At 34.3% G+C, this 23,200-nt stretch carries 25 protein-coding genes, 1 tRNA gene and 1 other RNA gene; 21 read left to right on the top strand and 6 right to left on the bottom strand.

Annotated elements, in window-relative coordinates; all coding sequences use genetic code 11:
• Positions 1-54: 54 nt before the first annotated feature.
• Both glmU and pheS read right to left on the bottom strand, forming a co-directional pair.
• Positions 55-1,347, bottom strand: a complete 1,293-nt coding sequence (gene glmU / locus OM961_RS01955; RefSeq protein ID WP_264339250.1) for a bifunctional UDP-N-acetylglucosamine diphosphorylase/glucosamine-1-phosphate N-acetyltransferase GlmU — start codon at positions 1,345-1,347, stop codon at positions 55-57.
• A complete protein-coding gene (gene pheS / locus OM961_RS01950) occupies positions 1,348-2,391 on the bottom strand; it encodes a phenylalanine--tRNA ligase subunit alpha (RefSeq protein WP_264339249.1) in 1,044 nt (347 codons plus the stop codon).
• A gap of 146 nt (positions 2,392-2,537) precedes the next feature.
• Between pheS and OM961_RS01945 the strand changes: the two genes are divergently transcribed.
• The 16 genes from OM961_RS01945 (at position 2,538) to ispG (ending at position 13,725) form a co-directional block, all read left to right on the top strand.
• Positions 2,538-4,238, top strand: a complete 1,701-nt coding sequence (locus OM961_RS01945) for a hypothetical protein (protein ID WP_264339248.1) — start codon at positions 2,538-2,540, stop codon at positions 4,236-4,238.
• 67 nt (positions 4,239-4,305) lie between these two features.
• Positions 4,306-4,902 (top strand): riboflavin synthase, encoded by a 597-nt coding sequence (locus OM961_RS01940; protein ID WP_151808045.1) that lies wholly within the window; start codon positions 4,306-4,308, stop codon positions 4,900-4,902.
• Positions 4,903-4,959: 57 nt separating this feature from the next.
• Complete coding sequence (locus OM961_RS01935; RefSeq protein ID WP_015588828.1) at positions 4,960-5,550, top strand: CvpA family protein; 591 nt, start codon at positions 4,960-4,962, stop codon at positions 5,548-5,550.
• A 124-nt stretch (positions 5,551-5,674) separates the two neighbouring features.
• Positions 5,675-6,004: a transfer-messenger RNA gene (gene ssrA / locus OM961_RS01930) on the top strand.
• Between the two features lie 23 nt (positions 6,005-6,027).
• Positions 6,028-6,465 carry a ClpXP protease specificity-enhancing factor SspB gene (locus OM961_RS01925; RefSeq protein WP_006279412.1) on the top strand — a complete coding sequence of 146 codons (438 nt, stop codon included), beginning with the start codon at positions 6,028-6,030 and terminating at the stop codon, positions 6,463-6,465.
• 188 nt (positions 6,466-6,653) lie between these two features.
• On the top strand, positions 6,654-6,884 hold the full coding sequence (locus OM961_RS01920; RefSeq protein WP_264339247.1) for a hypothetical protein: 231 nt from the start codon (positions 6,654-6,656) through the stop codon (positions 6,882-6,884).
• Positions 6,865-7,158: a type II toxin-antitoxin system RelE family toxin gene (locus OM961_RS01915; RefSeq protein ID WP_306700832.1), complete on the top strand. Its 294-nt coding sequence runs from the start codon at positions 6,865-6,867 to the stop codon at positions 7,156-7,158. The genes OM961_RS01920 and OM961_RS01915 overlap by 20 nt, the downstream gene beginning before the upstream one ends.
• A 90-nt stretch (positions 7,159-7,248) precedes the next feature.
• On the top strand, positions 7,249-7,482 hold the full coding sequence (locus tag OM961_RS01910) for a hypothetical protein (protein WP_370273913.1): 234 nt from the start codon (positions 7,249-7,251) through the stop codon (positions 7,480-7,482).
• On the top strand, positions 7,463-7,774 hold the full coding sequence (locus OM961_RS01905; protein ID WP_253303024.1) for a type II toxin-antitoxin system RelE family toxin: 312 nt from the start codon (positions 7,463-7,465) through the stop codon (positions 7,772-7,774). Before OM961_RS01910 ends, OM961_RS01905 begins: the two co-directional genes overlap by 20 nt.
• Positions 7,775-7,857: 83 nt before the next feature.
• Positions 7,858-8,079, top strand: coding sequence for a hypothetical protein (locus OM961_RS01900; protein ID WP_006279415.1), 222 nt, complete (start codon positions 7,858-7,860; stop codon positions 8,077-8,079).
• Positions 8,070-8,345, top strand: coding sequence for a type II toxin-antitoxin system RelE family toxin (locus OM961_RS01895; RefSeq protein WP_264339246.1), 276 nt, complete (start codon positions 8,070-8,072; stop codon positions 8,343-8,345). Before OM961_RS01900 ends, OM961_RS01895 begins: the two co-directional genes overlap by 10 nt.
• A 171-nt stretch (positions 8,346-8,516) precedes the next feature.
• Positions 8,517-8,795 (top strand): YggT family protein, encoded by a 279-nt coding sequence (locus OM961_RS01890; RefSeq protein ID WP_006279515.1) that lies wholly within the window; start codon positions 8,517-8,519, stop codon positions 8,793-8,795.
• On the top strand, positions 8,796-10,910 hold the full coding sequence (locus OM961_RS01885; protein ID WP_264339245.1) for an FtsK/SpoIIIE family DNA translocase: 2,115 nt from the start codon (positions 8,796-8,798) through the stop codon (positions 10,908-10,910).
• A 154-nt stretch (positions 10,911-11,064) separates the two neighbouring features.
• Positions 11,065-11,601: a hypothetical protein gene (locus tag OM961_RS01880; RefSeq protein WP_264339244.1), complete on the top strand. Its 537-nt coding sequence runs from the start codon at positions 11,065-11,067 to the stop codon at positions 11,599-11,601.
• A gap of 197 nt (positions 11,602-11,798) precedes the next feature.
• Positions 11,799-12,419, top strand: a complete 621-nt coding sequence (locus tag OM961_RS01875) for a TRP75-related protein (RefSeq protein WP_070356736.1) — start codon at positions 11,799-11,801, stop codon at positions 12,417-12,419.
• Between the two features lie 25 nt (positions 12,420-12,444).
• On the top strand, positions 12,445-13,725 hold the full coding sequence (gene ispG / locus OM961_RS01870; protein ID WP_264339243.1) for a flavodoxin-dependent (E)-4-hydroxy-3-methylbut-2-enyl-diphosphate synthase: 1,281 nt from the start codon (positions 12,445-12,447) through the stop codon (positions 13,723-13,725).
• Between the two features lie 101 nt (positions 13,726-13,826).
• On the opposite strand, the gene OM961_RS01865 is transcribed toward ispG, so the two are convergent.
• Positions 13,827-15,152 (bottom strand): IS4 family transposase, encoded by a 1,326-nt coding sequence (locus OM961_RS01865; RefSeq protein ID WP_264339118.1) that lies wholly within the window; start codon positions 15,150-15,152, stop codon positions 13,827-13,829.
• A gap of 205 nt (positions 15,153-15,357) precedes the next feature.
• On the opposite strand from OM961_RS01865, the gene OM961_RS01860 reads away from it, so the two are divergent.
• The 5 genes from OM961_RS01860 (at position 15,358) to OM961_RS01840 (ending at position 20,308) form a co-directional block, all read left to right on the top strand.
• Positions 15,358-15,855 carry a hypothetical protein gene (locus OM961_RS01860; RefSeq protein WP_264339242.1) on the top strand — a complete coding sequence of 166 codons (498 nt, stop codon included), beginning with the start codon at positions 15,358-15,360 and terminating at the stop codon, positions 15,853-15,855.
• Between the two features lie 63 nt (positions 15,856-15,918).
• A tRNA-Arg gene (locus OM961_RS01855) sits at positions 15,919-15,996 on the top strand.
• An 82-nt stretch (positions 15,997-16,078) separates the two neighbouring features.
• On the top strand, positions 16,079-17,197 hold the full coding sequence (gene dnaJ / locus OM961_RS01850) for a molecular chaperone DnaJ (RefSeq protein WP_174515787.1): 1,119 nt from the start codon (positions 16,079-16,081) through the stop codon (positions 17,195-17,197).
• 208 nt (positions 17,198-17,405) lie between these two features.
• Complete coding sequence (locus tag OM961_RS01845) at positions 17,406-19,040, top strand: ribonuclease J (RefSeq protein ID WP_012673044.1); 1,635 nt, start codon at positions 17,406-17,408, stop codon at positions 19,038-19,040.
• A 5-nt stretch (positions 19,041-19,045) separates the two neighbouring features.
• On the top strand, positions 19,046-20,308 hold the full coding sequence (locus tag OM961_RS01840; protein WP_006279726.1) for a Tol-Pal system protein TolB: 1,263 nt from the start codon (positions 19,046-19,048) through the stop codon (positions 20,306-20,308).
• Positions 20,309-20,348: 40 nt separating this feature from the next.
• Here the strand turns inward: OM961_RS01840 and gatC are convergent, their stop codons facing one another.
• From gatC to OM961_RS01825, 3 genes are all read right to left on the bottom strand, one after another.
• Positions 20,349-20,702: an Asp-tRNA(Asn)/Glu-tRNA(Gln) amidotransferase subunit GatC gene (gene gatC / locus OM961_RS01835; RefSeq protein ID WP_065094978.1), complete on the bottom strand. Its 354-nt coding sequence runs from the start codon at positions 20,700-20,702 to the stop codon at positions 20,349-20,351.
• Positions 20,692-21,618: a ribose-phosphate diphosphokinase gene (locus OM961_RS01830; RefSeq protein ID WP_182309371.1), complete on the bottom strand. Its 927-nt coding sequence runs from the start codon at positions 21,616-21,618 to the stop codon at positions 20,692-20,694. Before OM961_RS01830 ends, gatC begins: the two co-directional genes overlap by 11 nt.
• A gap of 303 nt (positions 21,619-21,921) precedes the next feature.
• Positions 21,922-22,788 carry an ankyrin repeat domain-containing protein gene (locus OM961_RS01825; RefSeq protein ID WP_006280296.1) on the bottom strand — a complete coding sequence of 289 codons (867 nt, stop codon included), beginning with the start codon at positions 22,786-22,788 and terminating at the stop codon, positions 21,922-21,924.
• Positions 22,789-23,200 lie beyond the last annotated feature (412 nt).

Here is a 23,200-nt window from a genome sequence, read left to right as displayed (position 1 = left end):
GGTTATGCAAGAAGTCTAATATTAAAAATGACACAACAACATAATTAAATTAGACTACTTTATTCTCTTAGTTACTTGCTTTTCTCTTGCTATTGCAAGGCTTTTTTCTGGTACATCCTCAACTATAACACTACCTGCTGCAATTACAGATTCATCATGAATATTAAGCGGCGCAATTAGTGAGCTATTGGCGCCAACAAAGCAATTGCTCCCTATATTCGTTTCATGTTTATTTTTCCCATCATAATTACAAACAATAGTGCCTGCTCCTATATTACTCTCCTGCCCTACTTTAGCATTTCCTATATAACTTAAGTGTTTTATTCTAGTGTTTTGACCAACTTCACTTGTTTTCACTTCCACAAAATTTCCTATTTTTGCCTTATTACCAATTGTTGTGTTTCCGCGTATTCTGGTAAATGGACCGACCTCAGCATTACTTTTAATTAAGCAGTTTTCTAAATGCGAAAATGGCAGTATTTTCCCACCAGACTCTATTTTCACTCCAGTACCGAAAAAAACATATGGGTAAATAACTGAATCTCTGGCAATTTGCGTATCAAGAGAAAAGAAAACAGTCTCTGGTGCAACAAGCGTTACTCCGGAGTCGGTAAAAATTTTTCTTTTATTTTCTTGAAAGTAAAACTCAGCTTTTATAAGGTCATTTCTGTTATTTATTCCCGTTGCTTCTTCTCCACCGGTAATAACGTAACCGACATTTAAATTACTCTTCACTGCAATGGAAACTATATCGGTCAAGTAATATTCATGAGTTGAGCTATTGCACTCTATTTTCTCCACCAATTCACGTAAATTCTTTGCACATGCAACCATTATTCCAGCATTTGCAAGAAATTCTTCATGATTATTTTTATCACTCTTTGCTTCTACGATTTCTCTTAAGGAACCATTCTCAATAATTAACCTACCGTATTCTTTATTGCTTGTCCTAAAACCTAGGCAAACTAGAGCCTTGCCTTCTAAATAACTAATCATTTTAGTTATTGTGCTGCTTTTTATGAGCGGAGTATCCCCATACTGCACAACAACTATGCTTGAATCTGGCAATTCTCTTAGGTTTCTCATCGCAGTTTTGACCGCATCTCCCGTGCCAAGTGTTAATTCTTGTGTAATTAACTGTATATCCTTAAAACACTTTAGTCTTTCAATTAAAGGCTGATCAACTACAACAGCAATATTTTCAGGATTTAACTGTTTTGCATTGTAAATGACATGCTGGAGCATGGAAAAACTGCCTATTTTGTGTAGGACCTTAGGCAAATCTGAATTCATCCGCCTGCCATGCCCTGCAGCAAGTATAACGAACGTATGAGTTTTACTTATCACTTATCTTAAAGATGAAAAATGAAAACCGTAATGATCAAGCCAGCTGATTTTGTTGTCATAAAAGCTCCTCAAGTCGCTAATTTGATATTTTAGCATTGCAAGCCTTTCTATACCAATGCCAAACGCAAAACCGTTGTATTTAGTATGGTCTATTCCAACATTTTGAAATACATTTGGATGCGTCATACCGCATCCCAGTACTTCTATCCATTTACTACCTTTATAACTTATGTCCACTTCCGCAGAAGGCTCGGTAAAAGAGAAAAAACTATTACGAAAACGTATCTTCAGCCCTTTATCGCCAAAGAACTTATTAAGGAAGTGATGAATAGTAAATTTTAACTGGCCCATATTGACATTCTCATCGACATATAACCCCTCTATTTGATGGAACATAGGGGTGTGAGTTGCATCAAAGTCGTTTCTGTATACTCTACCTGCGGCTACTATTTTAATTGGGAATTTTTTTGTTTTTTCCATGGTTCTAATCTGTACAGATGAAGTGTGAGTGCGCAGTACCATTCTTTTATCGTTTATTTTATTCTTTAAGTAGAAGGTATCTTGCTCCTCTCGTGCAGGATGATGACTTGGAGTATTCAGTGCATCAAATACATGAAATTCATCTTCAATATCAGGGCCATCAACTGCTTTAAAACCCATATGTGCAAAAATAAGCTTTACTTCATTTATAACCTTACTGAGTGGATGGACCTTGCCCATTTTTTCTGGTCTAACGGGCAACGTGATATCAACTGCCTCGTTCTGCAATTTAAAGTTAACTTCTTCTGTTTTTAGCACATTTTCCCTATTCATGATAAGATGATCTATCTTATCACGTAAAGCGTTAATCACTGCACCTAAATCACGCTTTTTCTCTGCATTTTCTATCTTTTTTAAGTTATCAAAATACGCTCTAACTACACCCTTTTTTCCCAAATATAATAGCCTAACTTTTTCTAAATCTTGCAAAGAAGAAGCATTCTCAATTTCGGAAACTGCTTTATCTTCAAGTGAAAGTATGTCATCTAATAACTCTTTATTCATCTTAAAAACGCTGGCTTAAACTTTCATTATAGTGAAATTTTAAATATCATCAACAATCCGAAAAATTGCCCTATTCTGATTATTAATTTATTGACTAATTAATCTTTTTTATTTACCTTTGCGTTGATGAATTTGCTGTATCAACTATGCACAACAGTAACACTGAAACTAAGAATAAGTATAAAATAGAGGATTTACCTAAGCTCTTTAAGGAAAAATCCAGAAACATAAGTAAAGCATTTTCTAGCGAAACAATTAAGATCAGTGCTATTCGCTCGAGAAGTATTGAAAGCAATATACAAAAATTTTCATTTGAGCTAACAGCAACAGATAAAGACACCTTTAATATAAGATTATTTCGAATAAACCCTTTAATTGATTTTTTCAAAATCTGCCTTTCCCGGGAAAAAAAATTTACAGCCAACATAAAAGTGCCCAAAGAAAGCAGTGAACTATATAATAACTACTGTAAAACTAACAGTTATAAAACTGTAGAAGAATTCGTAAATAGTGCTCCGCCTCAAATCCTTCTGCAGGGCACAACGATAACGCTACAAACAGACGTTGAAAACATTAACCTGGACAACTTGTACCAAATCGAGTTATTTCTAAATGAAAAGCTACAACATGCAGAAAAAACTGAAAATGAAGACAAAAAAGAACAGAGTGAAACTAACCAAAAAAATGCACAAAATAAACAAATCGTACCAGTTACAGGCCTGTTTGGCTATAATTTAACAAGTAGTAAAAAGCAAGTGATGCGGGTTCCAATAGTTGTTGCTGCAATGCGTGACAATTTTTTTTGGTTTGGATCTTCTTTTCGGCTATCCAATTTTTTTAATACAATACAATTCTTCTTTCAACAGCCACCAAAACTGTCCATACGAAACCAGAGGGCTTTGACTTACCATCCAACACTTCAAGAGACAAAACAGGACAAGGTAACACAAAAAGATGGAATCGAAGAAAGAAGAATAGAAGACGTCACAATGCTTATTTCTGATTTCGGTCAAACTACTTCGCACACAGAGTATTTTAAGGCTAACAGAAAAAAGAAGTCAAAAAAGCAGACCAAAGAACTATCAGAGAAAGAAAAACCATTAGCCATAAAACAAGCACAAAATGATGCTAGAGTAGCTATGATAGATAACCAAATTGAGCACAGGGGGAAAAAACTCGATAAAATATTTATTGAAGTGATGAGTGGATACAAAAATCAAGATCCAGAAACATTTTGCAATATTTTCAGCTCAGTATTCAATATTGTTTACTTTCAAGATAAACAATTACATGCAATATTAGAGCCAGGCGAAATATCAGAAGTATTACAGATACTCGAAAGGCCACAACCTCTTAGTAACTCACTTTTAGGTAAAGAATATTTACAAAAACAAGTATATAGAAAAAAAGAGCAATTGCTTAAATTAGTTTCAGGTGTTTATATACAACAACCTTCTCCACAACATGAAAATACTCCTCATAAATCTACAAACCCTTTACCAATTAAAGATCTTTCACCAGCAACAAATGAAGCTAAAACTCTACCACCTACTAACATTACACTCAAATCACCGTTAAAAACTGTATTTTCCTCAAAAAAGGCTTATTTTTGTCTATTTATAATAGTAGCATCTGCATCAACACTTTGCTTATGGCATTTTCCATTAGGAAAAGTGTCAATGTTAAAAGGATTAGTGCCACCAGAAAAAAGGGAAAGTATTGGGTTAGCATTGAACATAGGGTTGCCAATATTAATCGCGCTGTGTATTTTGAATTTAGCTCGCTTTATATATTCTGAATATTCTATAGAATCTATTGAACAGAACAAATCTCCTTCTCGCATTTAAACTTACCCAAAATGTAAACAAGTTGTCCTAAGAGATCTTTCATGGTAAAATTATTTATTTTCACCATATGTTTAAAGGAATTATCACGGATATCGGGACTATAACTGATACTACCACTCACTCCAACTCTGATCAAATTTTCCATATCAAGACACAAAATTTATCCTCTATAAATAAAGGAGATTCAATAGCTTGCTCTGGTGTGTGTTTAACTGTTGTTGATATAATGAGCGATATATTTACAGTCCAAGCATCTCAAGAAACTATGAAGGTTGCTAACTTAAATACGTGGAGAATAGGAAAAAAAATAAATCTCGAACAAGCAATGAGATTAAGCGATAAGATCGATGGCCACCTGGTTCAGGGTCATGTTGATGGGATAGTAAAATTTTTAACAATTAATCAAAATTTAGATTCTCATGAAATCAAACTATCGTGCCCACAAGAATTAATTAAATTTGTTGCAAAAAAAAGCTCCGTTACACTAGATGGGGTTTCCCTCACAGTGAATTCAGTTATTAATCAGGAATTTACAGTAAATATCACTCCCTATACATGGGAAAATACAACTTTTCAGTACAACAAAGTAAATGATTATTTGAATTTAGAAATTGACATGATCGCTAGGTATTTAGATCAATTGATGCAGCATAAATACAATTAATTTTACAACCTTGTTATTTACAACTATTATATCTTGAAAACCATATAGATATAAAACATGCTTTTCGATAGCCTAATTATCTTCATTGTTGTTCTATGCGTAATAATCTCGGTAACTAGAGGCTTTATAAAAGAGCTATGCGCACTAATGTTTCTATTTTTATCGGTCTTTCTGACAGCTAATCACTATGATTTTTTCACTCCAAATTATAGTAAATATTTTGATTCTAAAGTTACACTAAACATACTTTCTACAATCTCTGTATTTATTATACTTAATCTTATATTCATGATAATAAATAACTGGCTAATGTACATATTATTACCCATAAGGTTGGGGTTTATCGATAGAGTTACTGGAATCTTTCTCGGAGTGCTTAAAGGAATATTGCTCTCTTATGTATTATTTTTTGCTGTGCACTTATATTGCTACACAGTATATGACAAAAAAGAGGGAGAGTATAAAATAGAAGCAGAAGACATATTGCCTAATTGGATAATAAATTCACACTCTTATCAGGCTTTATTTGTGACAGCAGAAGAAGTAATTGACATGTATGTACCAGAGTCGTTGATACTAAAAATAAAAGAGATCGGTGGAGAAATGGTTGATCAAGAAAAACCTAAAAACAATAAAAAAGAAGAGTAAATATTTATTTATAAATATTTTCATTGGGAGTATTCAAAAAGCCATATGTGTCAGGTTAAGAGCACAGAATTTTTTACTGGAAATATTAATTTTGTTTTAGCAATAAATCAACTTAAGGTCATAATATCTTGACATTTATTTAATGTTGCTATATAATAGCTATGTACATTTTGTGTACTATAGCAATAAAATTACCTTGTAATAGGTGTATTGGACCCGAGGGCAGTACTCGGCGCCTCCACCATGTTTTTTAATTATACGGGGGCGATTAAGGATCGACATGCATAGTAAAGATGGTAGCTTTGCTCGGTTAGACACCACCGCTAAGAGTTCATAATTTAAATGCAAACGATAATTTTGCTGCTGAAGAATATCGTGTTGCTGCTTAATTTAGCACAACCGGTTTATTACTAAAGCACGGTTTAGGGAACGCCGGGTAACAGAAGTTCCCCCAAAATTTACGTATGTGAAAGTTATATGGAGCAAACAGATTACAAAAAACTGCTTAATTCTGCTAAGTTTCAAGTTATCAAAAAGACTTTAGATGTTATATCAGGTAATGGTTTTATCCCTCACTTAGAAATATTATTTTTCACATATTTTAATGGTGTGACCATGCCAGATCGTTTGAAAAAGTCATACCCTACTCAAATGCTTATTATATTACAGCATCAATTCTATGATTTAAAAGTTTCTGAGGATAAATTTAGCGTCAGTTTGAGTTTTCAAGGAAAACAAGAGCGAATTACTATACCGTTTTTTGCTATTAGTGAGTTTCGTGATAAAATTTCAGGAGATGTTTTAATATTTGACAAAATCAGTATCGACTCTGATAAAGAATACAAAAGTGAAAAATGTACTGAAAAACTATCAAACGGTAGTATTATATCCATAGATCAACTGCGTGATGAGTAACTGCTCATCTTTATAAACAAAAAATATTAATAGAAAAAAGTGGTCTAACTTAAGTAATAGAATAGAGGGTAGATAAGTATGCTAAATCTTTAATTATTTATTAACGCAGGTGGCAAAATTTTTCTTACATATCATCAACTTCCTTTATTGAAAAATTCAGAAAAATGTTGTATAATTATTAGTAGACTTTGGTAAAACATATGACAGATTCAGGAATTAGTATAACTTTTGACCCAAAAACTTCACATAACCTTACTAAGTTAGCTGAAATCACCAAGGAATCCGTTCAAGAACTAGCAAAAAGGTTAGTCATCGAAGGAATCGAGTGCGAAGTAGAAGATATTGCGTTATATAAAACTATTAAGGAATGTGAGGATGTAGACTGGAACACAGTACTATCTGAAAGGGAGAGGACATAAACTGAAATACGATATTGTCTACTCAAAAAACTTTACTGAAAGAGATTTTCTAAATCTTCCAAAAACAATAAGATCAAGGATTACAAAAGCGATAAACGAGCGGCTTACAACTGATCCAATTAAATTTGGTAAACCATTACGTGGCAGGCTAAAAGGGTATAGAAGAATAAGGGTTAGTGATTATCGAATTATTTATACTGTAAATATTGCAAAACATAAGGTGTTTGTTGCTACAGCAGGACATAGAGACACCATTTATGAGAAGGCTACTTGATAAACATTAAATATATTTTTATACAGCCCTCCTTCCTTTCTTTATTGAAAAATTAAAAAAAATGTTGTAAAATAGCTATAGTAGTAGACTTTGGTAAAGCTTATGGTAAATTCAAAAGTTAGTGTAACTTTCAACCCAGAAACTTCGCAGCATCTTGTTGAACTAGCTAGAGCCACCAAGCAGTCTGTTCAAAAATTAACAGAAAAGCTAGTCAAGGAAGCAATCGAACTTGAAGCGGAAGATATTGCATTTTCCAAAATTATTAGGGAGTTAAATTCTGATGATGCAGAAGAAGTAGAGGATAGTGAAGACATCTGGAAATAAGCAATACACCATTAAATATCTAAAGCATGTTCTTAAAAGAAATTTGCCTTCCTTGCCGGAAGATGTAAAGCCAAGTATTAAAGATGCAATAAAAGAGTATCTTGAGACTGATCCTATTGGTAACGGTGTGTTGCTACGCAAGAGATTAAAGGAACATAGAAGAATAAAAGTTGCTGATGATTATCGTATTGTCTACCGTGTAAATATTGTAAAACGTATAGTAATTATTGTTTCAATAGGACACAGGGACAATATTTACAAGCAGGCAATATTGGACCTACTGAAACATTAAATATATTTTTATACACCACTCCTTTCTTTATTGAAAAATTAAAAAAAATGTTGTATAATTATTAGTGGACTTTGGTAAAACATATGGCAAATTCAGGCATTAACATAGCTCTTAGCGAAGAAACTTTGAAGCATCTTGCTGAATTATCTGAATTTACTAAACAGCCCGTTCAAGAATTAGCAGGAAAACTATTTAGAGAAGCAGTTGAGCTTGAAATGGAGGATTTTTTAGTATCTAAAATTTCTGATGAGCGTGATGTTGAAGGTGCAGAAACAGTTGATTTTGAAGATATTAAGTGGGATTAGAGTGTTACAAGGTTAAGTCTCTAAAGAGTGTTGTTGAAAAAGATTTACCAAACCTTCCAAAGACAATAAGGCTAAAAGTTCAAAAGGCTATAAAAGAACGTCTTACAGTTGACCCAATAAATTTTGGTGAACCACTACATCATAACTTAAAAGGACGTAGAAGGCTAAGAGTTGGTGACTATCGTGTAATTTACAGAGTAAATCAATTAGATCATATAGTAACTATCACAGAGATAGGACATAGAGATGATATTTATAAGAAATAAATATCAACATTAATATATATTATACACCCCTCCTTCCTTGTCCATTCTCTACTTTAGGTGGCTTTGCGCAGCTCAAAAAATGAAGTTTTTTTTGGTTCAGCAAAAACAACATTTTGAGTTTGAAAAGGCTAAATACTTGTCTTTTATATAACTTTCGTGTAATAGATATGTATGCATCCAATCATATATCTACTCAATACGTTACTTGATCTTTATAGCTTCATTCTAATATGTTGGGTTGTCCTAAACTGGCTGGTTAAACTTAATATGGTGAACATATATAATGAAACTGTCAGTAGCATAATGCACATCTTGAACCAATTGACATATCCACCACTAAAGATTATTAGAAGATATATACCACCGTTCAACGGATTAGATTTATCTATAATGATATTGCTAATAACAATTCACTTTGTAAAATATACAGTAGCTTACTACTTTAGGTAGATGTTAAAAAAATATCTAAAATCAGCAATATATCTATCCCTTTTAATATATATATATATATCAGTTTTTAGCTATAACTATAAAGATCCTTCCTTAAACACGGCTACAAATGAGGAAGTGACAAATTTAGGTGGAATAGTAGGTTCATATTTAGCTGATATATTGGTTCAATTTCTTGGATTAACTAGTGTTACAATAGCTACAACCATAGTTTACTTGTTGATCTTCAGGCCAGCAAAAATACTGCTGAAAATTCTCTATTTAATATTAATCAATTTAGGGGTATGTGCTATATTACCACAACTTTCGCTAGGCATCACAGCAAGGTACAGACACAGTGGAATAATAGGGAATGCACTCGTTAATAACTGCCCGTTTTATGTATTTGTGATAGTAACATTAATAGGTCTTGTAGGATCTGTTGGTTGGAAGAGAACAATTTACTCTCTATTCTTCTTATGTAAAAAAATAGCTTGCTTATTTGTAAATGTTCCATTCTTCAGATCACATAAAACTGCTGAATATTCAGTTGCACCATTAGTAGTAGAAGAAAAACATAAAACTAAAATCACTACTAAACAACAACCAAAAGAAAGACAGAAAAAAGCCACCAAAGAAATTTTCAGTGAGTTCGAATTTCCAAGCATTCATTTACTTTCCAAAGCAGAGGAGTCTTTGCAGAGAAAACAGCTGAATGAAATGGAGAGCAATAAAAATTTATCTCTGCTGGAACAAGTCCTGAGTGATTTTGGCGTGCAAGGAAAAATTATCAGTGTATGCTATGGGCCGGTTGTGACTTTATACAAACTTGAACCACAAGCTGGTACGAAATCTGCAAGAGTAATTGGCCTTGCAGATGACATTGCACGTTCGATGAGTGCACTCTCTGCACGTATTTCAATAATTCGTGGGCAAAATGCTATGGGAATAGAGTTGCCGAACAAGGAACGGGAAATTGTAATGCTGCGTGATTTGCTTGAATCACCAGAATACCAAAATGCAAACTTAAATCTTCCAATTGCGCTTGGCAAAGAAATAAGTGGAAAACCAGTTATTGCAGATCTAACTAAAATGCCTCACTTGCTCGTTGCTGGAACCACAGGGTCTGGTAAATCAGTTGCGATTAACACTATGATTCTTTCACTCGTTTATCGATTAAGTCCTGACGAATGCAAGATGATAATGATCGACCCCAAAATGCTTGAGCTTTCAATATATGATGCAATACCACATCTAATAACGCCAGTAGTAACAGAGCCAAAAAAGGCTGTAGTCGCTCTTAAGTGGATAGTGAAAGAAATGGAAAACCGCTATCGCATGATGTCGTATTTGAATGTACGCAATGTTATAAACTATAATCAAAAAATCACAGAAGCGATGAAGAGTGGAATAGAATTGGAGCGCGTTGTGCAGATTGGCTTTAACTCAACAACAGGCAAACCTCTGTTTGAAAAAATACCAATCAAGATGGAAACATTTCCGTATATTGTAGTGATCGTGGATGAAATGGCAGATTTGATGCTTGTTGCCGGCAAAGAAATAGAGTGCTCTATTCAACGCTTAGCTCAGATGGCTCGTGCTGCAGGAATACACATCATAATGGCAACACAACGCCCATCTGTGGATGTGATCACAGGTGTGATAAAGGCGAACTTTCCAACGAGAATCAGTTTTGCTGTTACTTCTAAGATAGATAGCCGTACAATACTTGGCGAACAAGGGGCTGAACAATTGCTCGGCATGGGTGACATGCTCTATATGGCCTCTGGTGGTAAGATCATTCGAGTTCACGGCCCATTTGTAAGTGATAATGAGGTGCAAGATATAGTTGATCATCTGAAAATGCAAGGTGAGCCAAACTACATGGAGGAAATCACTAAAGAAGATGAAAATTCTTCTACAGAGTCACACGATGAAACGGAGGATGAAGAAAATGACCTCTATAACCAAGCAGTGGCCATCATTCAAAGAGATCAAAAAGTTTCAACCAGTTACATTCAAAGGCAGCTTAGAATAGGCTATAACAGAGCAGCAAACATCGTTGAAAGAATGGAAAAGGAAGGTATTGTCAGCGCTCCAAATTACTCAGGGAAAAGAGAGATATTGGTTGAATAACAATCTTGTAATACCTTAATTTAAGTTTCCGCACTTTCAAAAAGCAAGTCAAACAAAATTATTAAAAGGTCAATACATAATGACAGTTAATTTAATAATAATTTAAACATTGGGAATGTAAAATTATAATATATTAATTAACTAGGGGGTTAAAATGGTAAAAGGAATTTTGTGCAATTGGTTAGGTGTAACAGAATTGCAAGAAAGTCAAAAAATTGATGCTGAGCAGTTTGAAAAAGTTTTTGGTGCATTAAAAGAATGGCAAGAAGCTCAAAAGATAGATGCTAAACAGTTTGAAAAGGTATTTAGTGCATTAAAAGAATGGCAAGAAGCTCAAAAGATAGATGTTGAGCAGTTTGAAAAAGTTTTTAGTGCATTAGAAGACAAGATTGGTACTAAGCAGTTTCAAGCTATGCAAGAGCACTTAAACGGCCTGCAAGAAAAAGTGGAAACACTTGCAGAGGCAGTAGCAGATCAACAAAAAATAATGGCAATTTGTATCATAGTCAGTGCTGTTGCCGCAATAGCAATAACTAGTTTTGTTGCATTCTGTATCTATCAGGGAGTTAAGCTTGATAAAGAGAAGAAAAACGACTTATCTAAAGATACGCCAGACGCAAAACTTAGTAATGTAGATACTACCGATGGTACTGAAAAACTACAGAATAACTTAAAAGTTGCAAACATATAGCTGCATAACACTTTTCTTGAAAAGGTGTTACGCAACTTGTAACACCTTACTCTTCTCTTAGTCTGCGTAGGTTTTTTTGATAGCAAACATATCACTTTTTAGAAAAATATTTGTATTGTAAAGTTAGTAAAGATTCTGGTTTACTTAAAGTTTGTTAATTGCTATCTTTTAAAACACGATATTTACTATAGCACCATATGCTTAGGGTTTTTTCTAAAATTTTATTTATATTAATGTTTTTGGTTTCTAGCTTTTTTACTGTGCATAGTGCTGAAGCTAAATCTAAGCTCAGTAAGAGATACATACCTCCTGGTAACCCTGGTGGTGCAAACTTTCATACAGATGAGGATTTTGCTGAGTCATATAAACTGTATGAGAAGCGTAGGGAATTGCTCAAGAAAAAAAAATTACAAGATCGAGCTATAAATAAAGAAGATCTAATCAAAAAATTAAAAGAGAAAAAAATTGCTAGTCTTGATAATGAGCCAAATGACATGGAAGCTTGCATAGTCGACGATGAAGAGAGCACTATGATAAATCAGCATGGTATTAATATCGCACGTTTAAGGGGTGCTGTATTTATAGATCAAGAGTCAGTTTTCCAGTATGAAAATAAGCAGCATGAAAGTGAACAACAAGAAGAGAAGAAAGTTACTTCAACACGAGAAAAGAAAGTTTCTCCTATAAATGTCACTATAAAAGAAACTCCATCAAGAAGAACGTGCTCACATGATTCTATTGCTAATTTGGATAACGTAGATGCTTATAGTTTGAATGGTTCAAGTTCATTTGGCAGTGTAGCTGACACAGTAAAATAGTATCACAATATTGGCCATTAATAATATGCTAGATAAAGACCTGATATTGAATGATAATACATATGAATTATCGCAGATTTCCAGGCACAAAACTCATGTTGTAGAAGTTGGAAAAGTAAAGATAGGCGGAAATAATCCTGTAGTTGTACAATCTATGGCGCTTGGTGTGCATATAGATTCTGATAATATAAAAAGTAGCGCAAAACATTATGCAAAAGAAATAACAGAACTAGCGCGTACAGGTTCAGAATTGGTGCGAATTGCCTTGAACTCAGAGGAGGTAGCAAGAGCCATACCTTATATAGTAGAAGAGATAAATAAAGAAGGTTTTGACGGTAAAATATTGGTAGGCTGTGGTCAGTATGAGCTAGATAAATTAGTTCAAGATTATCCAGACAACATCAAAATGCTGGGTAAAATTAGGATAAACCCAGGCAATATAGGTTTTGGCAACAAACGTGATGAGAAGTTTGAAAGGGTTATAGAGTATGCAATAATGCACGATCTTCCGGTTAGAATTGGGGTAAATTGGGGTAGTCTTGATAAATACCTTTTGCAAAAATTGATGGATGAAAACTCTTCGCTTAGTAATTCAAGGCCTTCTGACGTTATACTGCGCAAAGCACTTGTAATGTCTGCTCTTGATAGTGCAAAAAAAGCTGAAGAAATTGGTCTAAATTCAAACAAAATAATCATTTCATGTAAAGTTAGCAAAGTACAAGATTTAATTTTAGTTTATATGGCACTTGCAAAATCTTCCAATTATGCGCTGCATTTGGGTTTAACTGAGGCTGGTATGGGCAATAAAGGTGTGGTAAATACCGCAGCAGGGCTTACTTATTTATTGCAAAATGGCATTGGAGATACAATACGGGCTTCTTTGACTCAACGTCCTGGTGAATCGCGTACTAATGAAGTGGTGGTGTGTCAGGAAATATTGCAGTCTATAGGCTTGCGACACTTTAACCCTCAGGTTAATTCATGTCCTGGTTGTGGGCGCACGAGTAGCGATCGTTTTCGTATATTAACTGAAGAGGTGAATGGCTATATAAAAACTCATATGCCGATGTGGAAGAAAAAAAATCCAGGTGTAGAGCATATGAACATTGCTGTTATGGGATGCATAGTAAATGGTCCTGGAGAAAGCAAACACGCAAATTTGGGAATCAGCTTACCTGGATATGGAGAAAAACCTGTTTCAGCAGTCTACAAAAACGGCAAATATTTCAAAACTTTACAAGGTGATAATGTCTCTGAAGAATTTAAGGCAATTATTGATAATTATGTGAAGAAGCATTACACGTAACCTTTCACGGTTAATTAATAGATAAATCGCAAATAAAAAAGAAAATTAAACCTTGTTTTTCTTTTTTCGTTGGGAATGTTCAAAAAAGCATACGCGTCAAGTTAAGAGATTGTGAGCAAATTTAGAGAGGTTAAAGTGGATACTCTAGCCCTTCTACGTTTGTCTTTTAATGAAAATCGCGACCAAGTTATAGTGAGTTTTTTAAGAAATGCTTTTAAACTATTAATTTTGGTTAATACTAAAAATAACTCTCTAACCCGCCTTTTTAGCTCAATAAATGCCTTTGTTAAGCTAAGTTCTGTATTCTTTTTCACTTCTGTGCAACCAACTATGCCGTGAAATATAAGAATTGCGCACAATTTAGCATATAGTTCACATAATACTCTGCATGGCTTTCCTTTTAGCTTATCAAGCCTGATATGGCTTTTATACAATTTAAATAATAACTCAATTTGCCACCTTACTCTGTAAATCGTTAATACTTGCTCAGCACTAATTTTATTTTCTGGAACATTAGTTATAAATATTGACCAGTTCAACAATTTTTGATTTCTTTTAGAGGATGTATATCCCTGCGATCTTGCTAATCTATTAGCTTTCCTTCTTCTGGCCATAGACTGTTCTTCAGTTAGTTTCTGACATATAATTCTTACTCTAATTTTTGCTTCTTTTCCTAACAATACCTCGTTTTCTAAAAATAACTTATCCTCTAAACATTCTAATAACTCCATTTTTTGATTTGTTTCTACATCATATATGTTGGTATCGGATTTATAACGACTTATGAAATAAGCTCCTATTTCATTGATTTGTTTAAAAGAACTTGGCACAAAATAACCGAGATCAGATATTAGCAAATCATTGCTTAATATATTACTTAAATGTTTCCTATATCCCTGGTCTGATCTTACCCCCTCCGTTAAATTAAGTTGGTCTATTATCTGATTCATGTAGTCGAAAACTAATTGTAACTTTATTCCAGACTTAGTATTGCTTTCATAGCCACTGTAGCTAGTACCATAACCTTTATACATCTCTTCCATACTGTTAGGTAGAGTAATATAGCTACTGTCCAATAATTTAACACTATTAAATTGCTGTAAGATTTTGCAATCAACTTGCAAGATATTTTTAAAGAGAATCACAGATTCATTATACATCCTTTTCATAAATTCCACTGCTTCTTCAGTAAATCTAAAATCCAAACCTTGTTTTGTTATATCTATCGAGTCCTCGTTTAGTAATTGACACATTGTTTCTACGCTACAATTATCAACTCCTATATTACCCAAGACCATGGCTTTTACGAATGATGAACCTTTTAGCTTTCTCTTTCTTTTTATAAACCTTGTTGTAATTGAGATTTTCTCTGCTTTTTCATTAAAAAATTCTTTGAGCTTTTTTGATAAGCAAGTTATTTTATTCATTGGTTCTCTCACTAAAAGTATATCTGGGAGAACTTATACCTTATTATTCTATCTCTTTCATACCTTTATTTCCTTAACTTGACGCGTATGGTTTGGTGGTCATACTACAGTTATAAATAACCCTGGTTTCAGTAGTGGTAGCCATCAAAGCAGAGAAGATAAGAAAAAAGACTCAGAAGACAATAGAAAGTTATTAGCTTTAGGTATGGTAGCTGCAGTTGTGTGTGTTGCTTTCCATGCTGGTATGTGTTTTTGGTACAACAGCAGCAGAAAAGTGGCTAGAAAAGAAGAAAAAATAGATTACCTGGATAGTAAATTTAAAACGTTCAGAAATATAGAATTTGCGGTTGGCGCTGTTTCTTTGGCAGCTTTGGTAGCTTGTGCTGTTTACCCAGTCTTACCAGTGTGGGGTTTAGTTATCCTTGGCGTTAATTCTCTTGTGTGTTTTACTGGTGGTTTAGCTTTTCATATGAAGCATGAGGAAGAATCAGAAAATATCGAGAAAGCTAAAGGAGCGGTAGATAGCTGTCTTAGACAAGGGCATGGTTATGGAGATTCTTCTCGTTATGATGCACCACCTCCTTACTTTTCTCAAGATCCTAATACTACTCCAACTGCTCCTCCTTGTAGTGAATTTGATAATTCTAATGCGAAACGGCAGTTTGAGAATTGTGAGGGGTTCACGTATGATAGAAATCAATAGTTTTATTTTTAGCCAAATTAATTGAATCAAGCCACAAAATCTGCTAAAGTTAACTTTATGAAAGCACCCTTAGCTCAGTTGGATTAGAGCATTTGACTACGGATCAAAAGGTCGGGCGTTCAAGTCGCTCAGGGTGCACCACATTTTATAGGAAGCAGAAGTCACACTTGAAATTAATATATGCAATACCTATCTTTAAAGGTTAAGCACTAAACTATTATATATGAGCAAAAAAGACTACTATGAGCTACTGGAAGTAGGCAGAAATGCCAGTATTGATGAGATAAAAAAAGCGTATAAAAAATTAGCGTTAAAATATCATCCTGATAGAAATCCTGGCAATCAAGAAGCAGAGGAAAAATTTAAAGAAGTAACAGCTGCATATGAAGTTCTGTCTGACTCTGAGAAAAGGGCAGGCTATGACCGTTATGGCCACGAAGGTGCTTCTGGTGGATTTCAAGGCTTTAGCTCTGCAGGAGATTTTAGCGACATATTCAATGACTTCTTTGGTGGAGGATTCGGTGGTGGTGCAAGTAGATCGAGAGCAAAAAGAAGTACAACAGGAGTATCTGGAGCAGACCTACGTTATGATCTTGAAATTACCTTAGAAGATGCATTTAAAGGAATACAAGCGCCTATACATTATGTGACAAATGTAAAATGTGATACATGCCAAGGCACAGGTGGCGAAGGAGCAATTAAACCAGTTCAGTGCCACACATGCCAGGGAAGCGGTAGGATTAGAACTCAACAAGGCTTTTTTACCATCGAAAGAACATGTACTACATGCTATGGGGAAGGAGAAATAATACAAAACAAATGTAAGAAATGTGGTGGAAGTGGACGTAGAAGAGATGAAGTAAATATATCCGTTTCAATTCCAAAAGGCATAGAAGAAGGAGCTAAGGTAAGGATAAGTGGTAAAGGAGAAGCTGGAACAAAAGGTGGAAAAAGTGGAGATTTATACGTATACGTGAAAATAATTTTCCATAAAATCTTTGCTAGAAATAAAGCAGATTTACACTGTAAAGTGCCTATAAGAATGACACTAGCAGTGCTTGGTGGTGAAATCGATATTCAATCAATTGATGGAGCTAAAATAAAAGTAAAGGTCCCTGAAGGCACTCAAACTGGTACCAAACTACGTTGTAGGGAAAAGGGTATGCCATATATGAACTCACATGCTCGTGGTGATTTATACGTACAGGTAATAGTTGAGACTTTAAATCCAAAAAATTTAACTAAAAAGCAAATTGAACTATTAAAAGCGCTTGAAGAAGAGGAAAATGCAAGTGTACAACAGCAATCTGAAGGGTTTTTTAGTAAAGTAAAAAAAAAATAAGAAATCTGCTAAATGACATAAAGGGGTAACTGTTTACGGGTTTCCATTTAATCCTGCAATTCTTTGACCTTATTAATGGAAAACTTAACAATAGTGTTATTATTAGCCAACAGAAACTTCTTAGTTCCTTAAAACTATGTAAAAGCAATAAATTTCTTTATTTAAGGTCGAAGTTTTGCTATTCTCAGGTTTTAATAATTTAAATTTAATGAATATAAACAAAAATGAGTTTTTATTTCTTCCGCTTGGGGGAGTAGGAAGAATCGGGATGAATGTTAGCCTATATCATTACCAAGGTAAGTGGATTATGATCGACCTTGGTGTTGGTTTTGCAGATGAAACTATGCCAGGTGTTGAGCTGCTCATTGCTGATATAGATTTTATTGCTCAAAGAAAAAAAGATTTACTTGGAATAATAATTACACATGCACATGAGGACCACTGCGGTGCAGTGCCCCACTTGTGGGAAGAGTTGCAGTGCTCCATATATACAACAAAGTTTACGGTTAATTTTCTTAAAGAGAAACTAAAAGAATTTCGATTGGAAGGTATAGTGCCTGTGAAAGAGGTAGACATAAATGGCAGCATAAATTTGGGTCCTTTTACCGTCGAGTTTATAAATGTAACTCATTCAATTCCTGAGGCAAATTCAATATTAATTAGCACTGAAATGGGTAGTGCACTCCATACCGGAGACTGGAAATTTGATCCAAAACCTGTTGTTGGATTAACTTCTAATATGGAGCGTCTAAAAGAAATTGGCGATAAAGGTGACCTGCTTGCAGCAATTTGCGATTCAACCAATATATTAAGCAAGCATCACCCTGAGTCAGAAGGTGAAATTTATAATAATATTTATAACATAATAAAGCGGTCTAAAAAATTAGTTGCTGTTTCGCTATTCGCTTCAAATGTGGCACGAATTGAAACGATAAGCCAAGCTGCAAAAGCACTAAATAGAAAAGTAGTTTTACTTGGTAGATCTTTATGGAGAATAGTGAAAGTTGCGCAAGATAGTGGTTATTTAACTGATTCTCCTCAGTTTCTTGAAGCAAAGGAAGCAGTAAATTTTCCAAGGGAAGAACTGGTGCTACTTTGCACAGGTTGTCAAGGTGAGCCACTGGCAGCTACCGCAAGACTTGCTGCTAAGAGTCATCAAGCATTTAAAATGCAGCAAGGTGATACCATGATCTTTTCGTCAAAAATCATTCCTGGAAATGAAACTCGTGCGCACAACATGCTCAATGCCTTTATTGAGATGGGGGTAGAAGTTATTACTGAAAAAACAGAGCATGTTCATGCTTCTGGGCATCCAACAAGAGAAGAGCTAAAGGAAATGTATTCTTTAATAAAACCGAAGATGTCTATTCCAGTTCACGGCGAATATATTCACACGCATGCACATGTAAAATTTGCTAAAGAGTGCGGTGTGGCAAAAGCAATAATGATTGCACCAGGTGATATTGTTAATTTGGAGAACGGAGAAAAGGTTGATTCAATTGATGTTGACTACTTTGGTATTGATGGTATGTTGCTACGTCATCCGGAGAGCAGTGTTATAAAAATGCGTAAAAGAATGAGAGATGCCGGAGTTATTGTGGTAACAGCAGTTGTAAACAAGAAAAATAAATTGCTTGCTAAACCAAAAGTATTTGTACCTGGTGTTTTTGAAGTGCTAGAAGATGCAGCTACCATACAGAAAATTGTCAAGAAAGTTGAGTCGTTGTTTAGTTTGCAGCCAACAAAAAAAATTAAAAATAAGATTGAAAGTTCAATATTGAGTATCTTAAAGGAATATTTACTAAAAAGGCCTATAATTGAGGTTCAGATAGAACAGGTATGAAATGAATGAAGCTATTCGTTCATCTGGTGTTATTTATTTCGTTATTTATTCCTTATTTTACAAAAGCTGCTTTATATGTTGATATAAAAAAAAGCAGTGTTGGTAACATTGGTCTTGTTGTATCTAAATGTACATGTAAAACAGCGTTGGAAAGCGAATTAAGCGAAAATATTGCAAAGGTAATAGGAACAAATTTATCTAATTGTGGCTTATTTAATGTAAAACGTGGCGCGGAAGCTGAATCTAAATCTTGGAAAAGCGATACTGTAGTCACAGTAAGTTTAAGCGAAATATCTGGTAGTGCATTAGAGCTATCATTTCGTTTATTTGACGCTTTTACAAAAAGAGAATTACTTACTCAGTCAGTTGTTTTTCCAGCAAAAGACTGGAGAAAAATTGGTCACCTCGTTTCGGATGTGATACATGATAGATTAATTGGTGAGAAAGGGCACTTCAACACAAAAATCACGTATATCGCTGAAGAAAAAGATAGCAACTACAAATCTGTGCGTAAAATTGCTGTGATGAATCAAGATGGAAGTAATATAAAATACTTAACAAATGGCGATAGATTTGTGTCAACACCGAGATTCTCACCAAATGGAAAGGGTATTGTTTATATCTCGTACGCAAATGGTAAAAGTTATATAATATTAAAAAATTTAAAAGATAACACTGAATCAATAATCAGCGCATTTGAAGGAGTTGTTTCTGCACCAAGATTTTCTCCCGATGGTAAATCTCTTTTAATTTCCCACTCATTGGGTGGTGAAACGAATATATTATCTTTGGATTTAAGTAGTAAACGAACAAAAAAAATTACTAAAGGTTCAGCTATAAGCACTTCTCCCTCTTTTTCTCCAGATCAAAAGTATATGGCTTTTAGTTCTGATATAAGTGGGAGTCAGCAACTGTACGTTATCGATTTTACTAACAAAAGTAAAAAACCTAAAAGAATTAGTTTTGGGAGTGGAAGATATGCTACGCCTGTTTGGTCGCCAAAAGGAGATCTGATAGCTTTTACAAAGATTCAGTCAGGAAAATTTTACATAGGAGTTATGAAGCCAGATGGCAAAGAAGAACGTCTGCTTTCAGAGGGGCATAAAATTGAATCCCCGGCATGGCTACCAAATGGCAGAGAAATCATTTTTACAAGAACAGAATCACCAAGCAACTCTAAACTATATTTAGTAGACTTAGTAAAGAAAAATCAAAAAATGGTTTCCACTCCTACAAATGCTTCTTTACCGGATTGGTCTTATTTTTGAAAGTAGATCTATTGTGGATTTGATATAAGCTTGTTTTACCTTAATCGTTTATAACCTTTGGCACTACAAAATACCCATGCTCAGGTTTTGTATTGGACAATATCTCTTCTTTAATATTTTGAGAATTTATAACATCATCGCGTACATGAATGTCCTTGTCTATGCTGCCATAACGCATAGGAGAAACACCTTCAGTATTAACTTGCAATAAAGTATCATGTATCCAATCCAGCATTGTCAGTTCTTTGGAGTAGTGATCAATCTCGTCATTTGATAACTTAATCCTTACAAGCTGTGCAATTTTAAGCATTTCTTCCTTGGTAATTGTTATTTTTCTCTTATTTGCAAATTCTATTAGTGAAGTAATAACGTCTTCTGTTGACTTAGCTGGCATTTCTACCTCCTTGGATGAAGTGAGTTAAAATATTTACAACCGAAACAACTTCTATTTTACCAGTTTTTTCAAGTTTGTGAAGTATGGTATCCGTAATCACTAATTTATCTAAAGAAGAGGAAGAGATTTTCTCAACTGCACTTCCTGAAAGCACACCGTGTGTGATGCATGAAGTTACGGACTTTGCTCCGTAACTTTTTAAAGCAAGAGCTGCATTACACAATGTTCCACCAGAGTCAACTATATCATCAACAATGACACAATTTTTGTTTGCAACTTCTCCTATTATGTTCATTACTTGAGATGTGCCTGCTTTCTCCCTATATTTATCTACTACAATAATCTTATCACTTAACCCTATCTTGTACTTTTCCTCTAAAGTCTTTGCAAAAGCACGTGCTCTACCAATTGCTCCAACATCAGGTGCAACAATTGCCAAATTTTCCGTGTGTATAGAGTCAACAAATGCTTCAAAGCAGTTCAAATTAGTTATCGGTACATCAAAGAATCCTTCAATTTGACTTGAGTGCAAATCAATAACTGCAACGCTACTTGCACCTGCAGTTTGAATAAGATTTGCAACTAATTTGGCACTTAAAGCAGACTGCACATTATTGTTCTTGATAATTCTATCTTGCCTGCTATATCCATAATAAGGAATAATTACTACTATCCTTTTGGCTCCTAATCTATTTACTGCATCAATTATGAGCAGAAGCTCCATAAGGTTATCATTCACAGGGGGAGAAAGAGATTGTATTATATATACTTCTTGATTATATAGATCATTTGCTACTTCTACATTTACCTCGCCATCGGTAAACTTTGATATCCAAGCAGAGGATGGTTGAACATCTAGCCGGTTAACTACTGATTCCCCTAATTCCTTACTAGCATTACCTATTACTATCTTCATAACGCACTAATTGAGTTTTTAAGATTATACAGAAATTGTAAAATAATTGAAATGTAAGTGTCTTTATCTAGCATTCTTGTCGGTGAATTAGGTACCTCTTGTACAATGACCTGTCATTTTCACGCGTTGTTTCAATATACAGACCCAAATTGAAACAACTATACAAAATCCTGCTTATGTTTCAAGATAAATGACTTTAATGAAATATAATTTATCTAGTCATTTGTATCTGCTAACATACTACACTTCCCATTGTAGAGCCTCTGCAACTTACTGAAATTTATAATCGCTTTATAAAAAGTTTTATACTCTTTGCTTAATTGGAGGCGCTACCTCTGCACTTTCTGCTCTGTCTAGGGTACTACTTGGTTTTTCTGCAGTAATTTTTTGAATGCTACCATCTACCTTATTCTTGATATCTGCTCCATATGATCTTAATACTTCAATAGCTTTCTCGTTTCCACTATTCAGCGCAATATCCAAAGCATCCATTCCATCATTATTTTTGTGGTTGATAAAATTCTCTAACTCAAAGATTTTTATATATTGCTCAATGATGAATTCTACCACTTTTCCAGGGCAATTATTAGCGGCAGGAAAGAGTACTGCATTGTTATTATTGTCTTTCTTTGTTACATCTGCTTTGAGCTTGTCTATCAAATACTTGATAATTTCTATTCTGCTATCATCTTCTGCTTCAGTGCACTGCCTAGCAGCTAAAAACAGAGCTGTTCGCCCATTATTGTCCACATCTTCAATATCTTGTCCCTTATCAATTAAGGCTTGTATTATATTTTTGTTCCCATATAAAGCAGCAAAGTGAAGAGGAGTATACCCTTCGGTGCTTTCTCTTTCATTAATCAATGCACCATGGCTAGCTAGTAATTCTATAAATTCTGGCGTATTTGCAAAAACTGCAAAGTGCATTGGTGTTAGATCATCTTTACCATGATTTTGAGTTTTTGCATTAACGTTTGCTCCATTTTTTATCAGCAATTTTGCTATTTCTAATTGTTTGCGTCCGATGGCAATATGCAGTGGCGTACGATTGCGTTCATAATGATCATTGACGTTTGTGCCACACTTTATTAGTAGTTCTGCAGCTTCAATATTACCTTCCTGAATTGCAACGTATAAGGAAGCATATCCATCTTTTGTTTCCTCTGTCATACGAAATTGCGAACATGTTAGTTCATATATTATTAAGGATTATTATTAAGTTTTTATTAATACAATATTAATGTAGCGGGATGACGAGCTTATCGTCATCCCGCCGCGAACCGTCATACCACTGCGAACCGTCATCCCGCCGCGGTATCTCTAGATCCCGCTAACAACTTACTATTACCCACAAATAAAAACATAATATTGTATTTACTCAAATAATTTAATTTTATTAACCTGAAAGCTTATTAGATTAAAATTATTAAACTAAGAGTTATAATTTTAGCAACTAAAAGCTGTAAATTGCACCATATAAACAGTTATTTCAAGCAAAAGTTATGCCATTAAGAGCTATGCAACAAACATTTATATTTGTGGGTAATAGTAAGCGCTAACAAGCAGCGGGATGACGGTTTTT

The organism is Wolbachia endosymbiont (group A) of Cydia splendana (assembly GCF_947179475.1).
GTDB classification, from domain to species: Bacteria; Pseudomonadota; Alphaproteobacteria; order Rickettsiales; family Anaplasmataceae; genus Wolbachia; species Wolbachia pipientis.
Note: the sequence above shows the minus strand (reverse complement) of the source record. Positions and strands in the feature narration are given on the sequence as shown.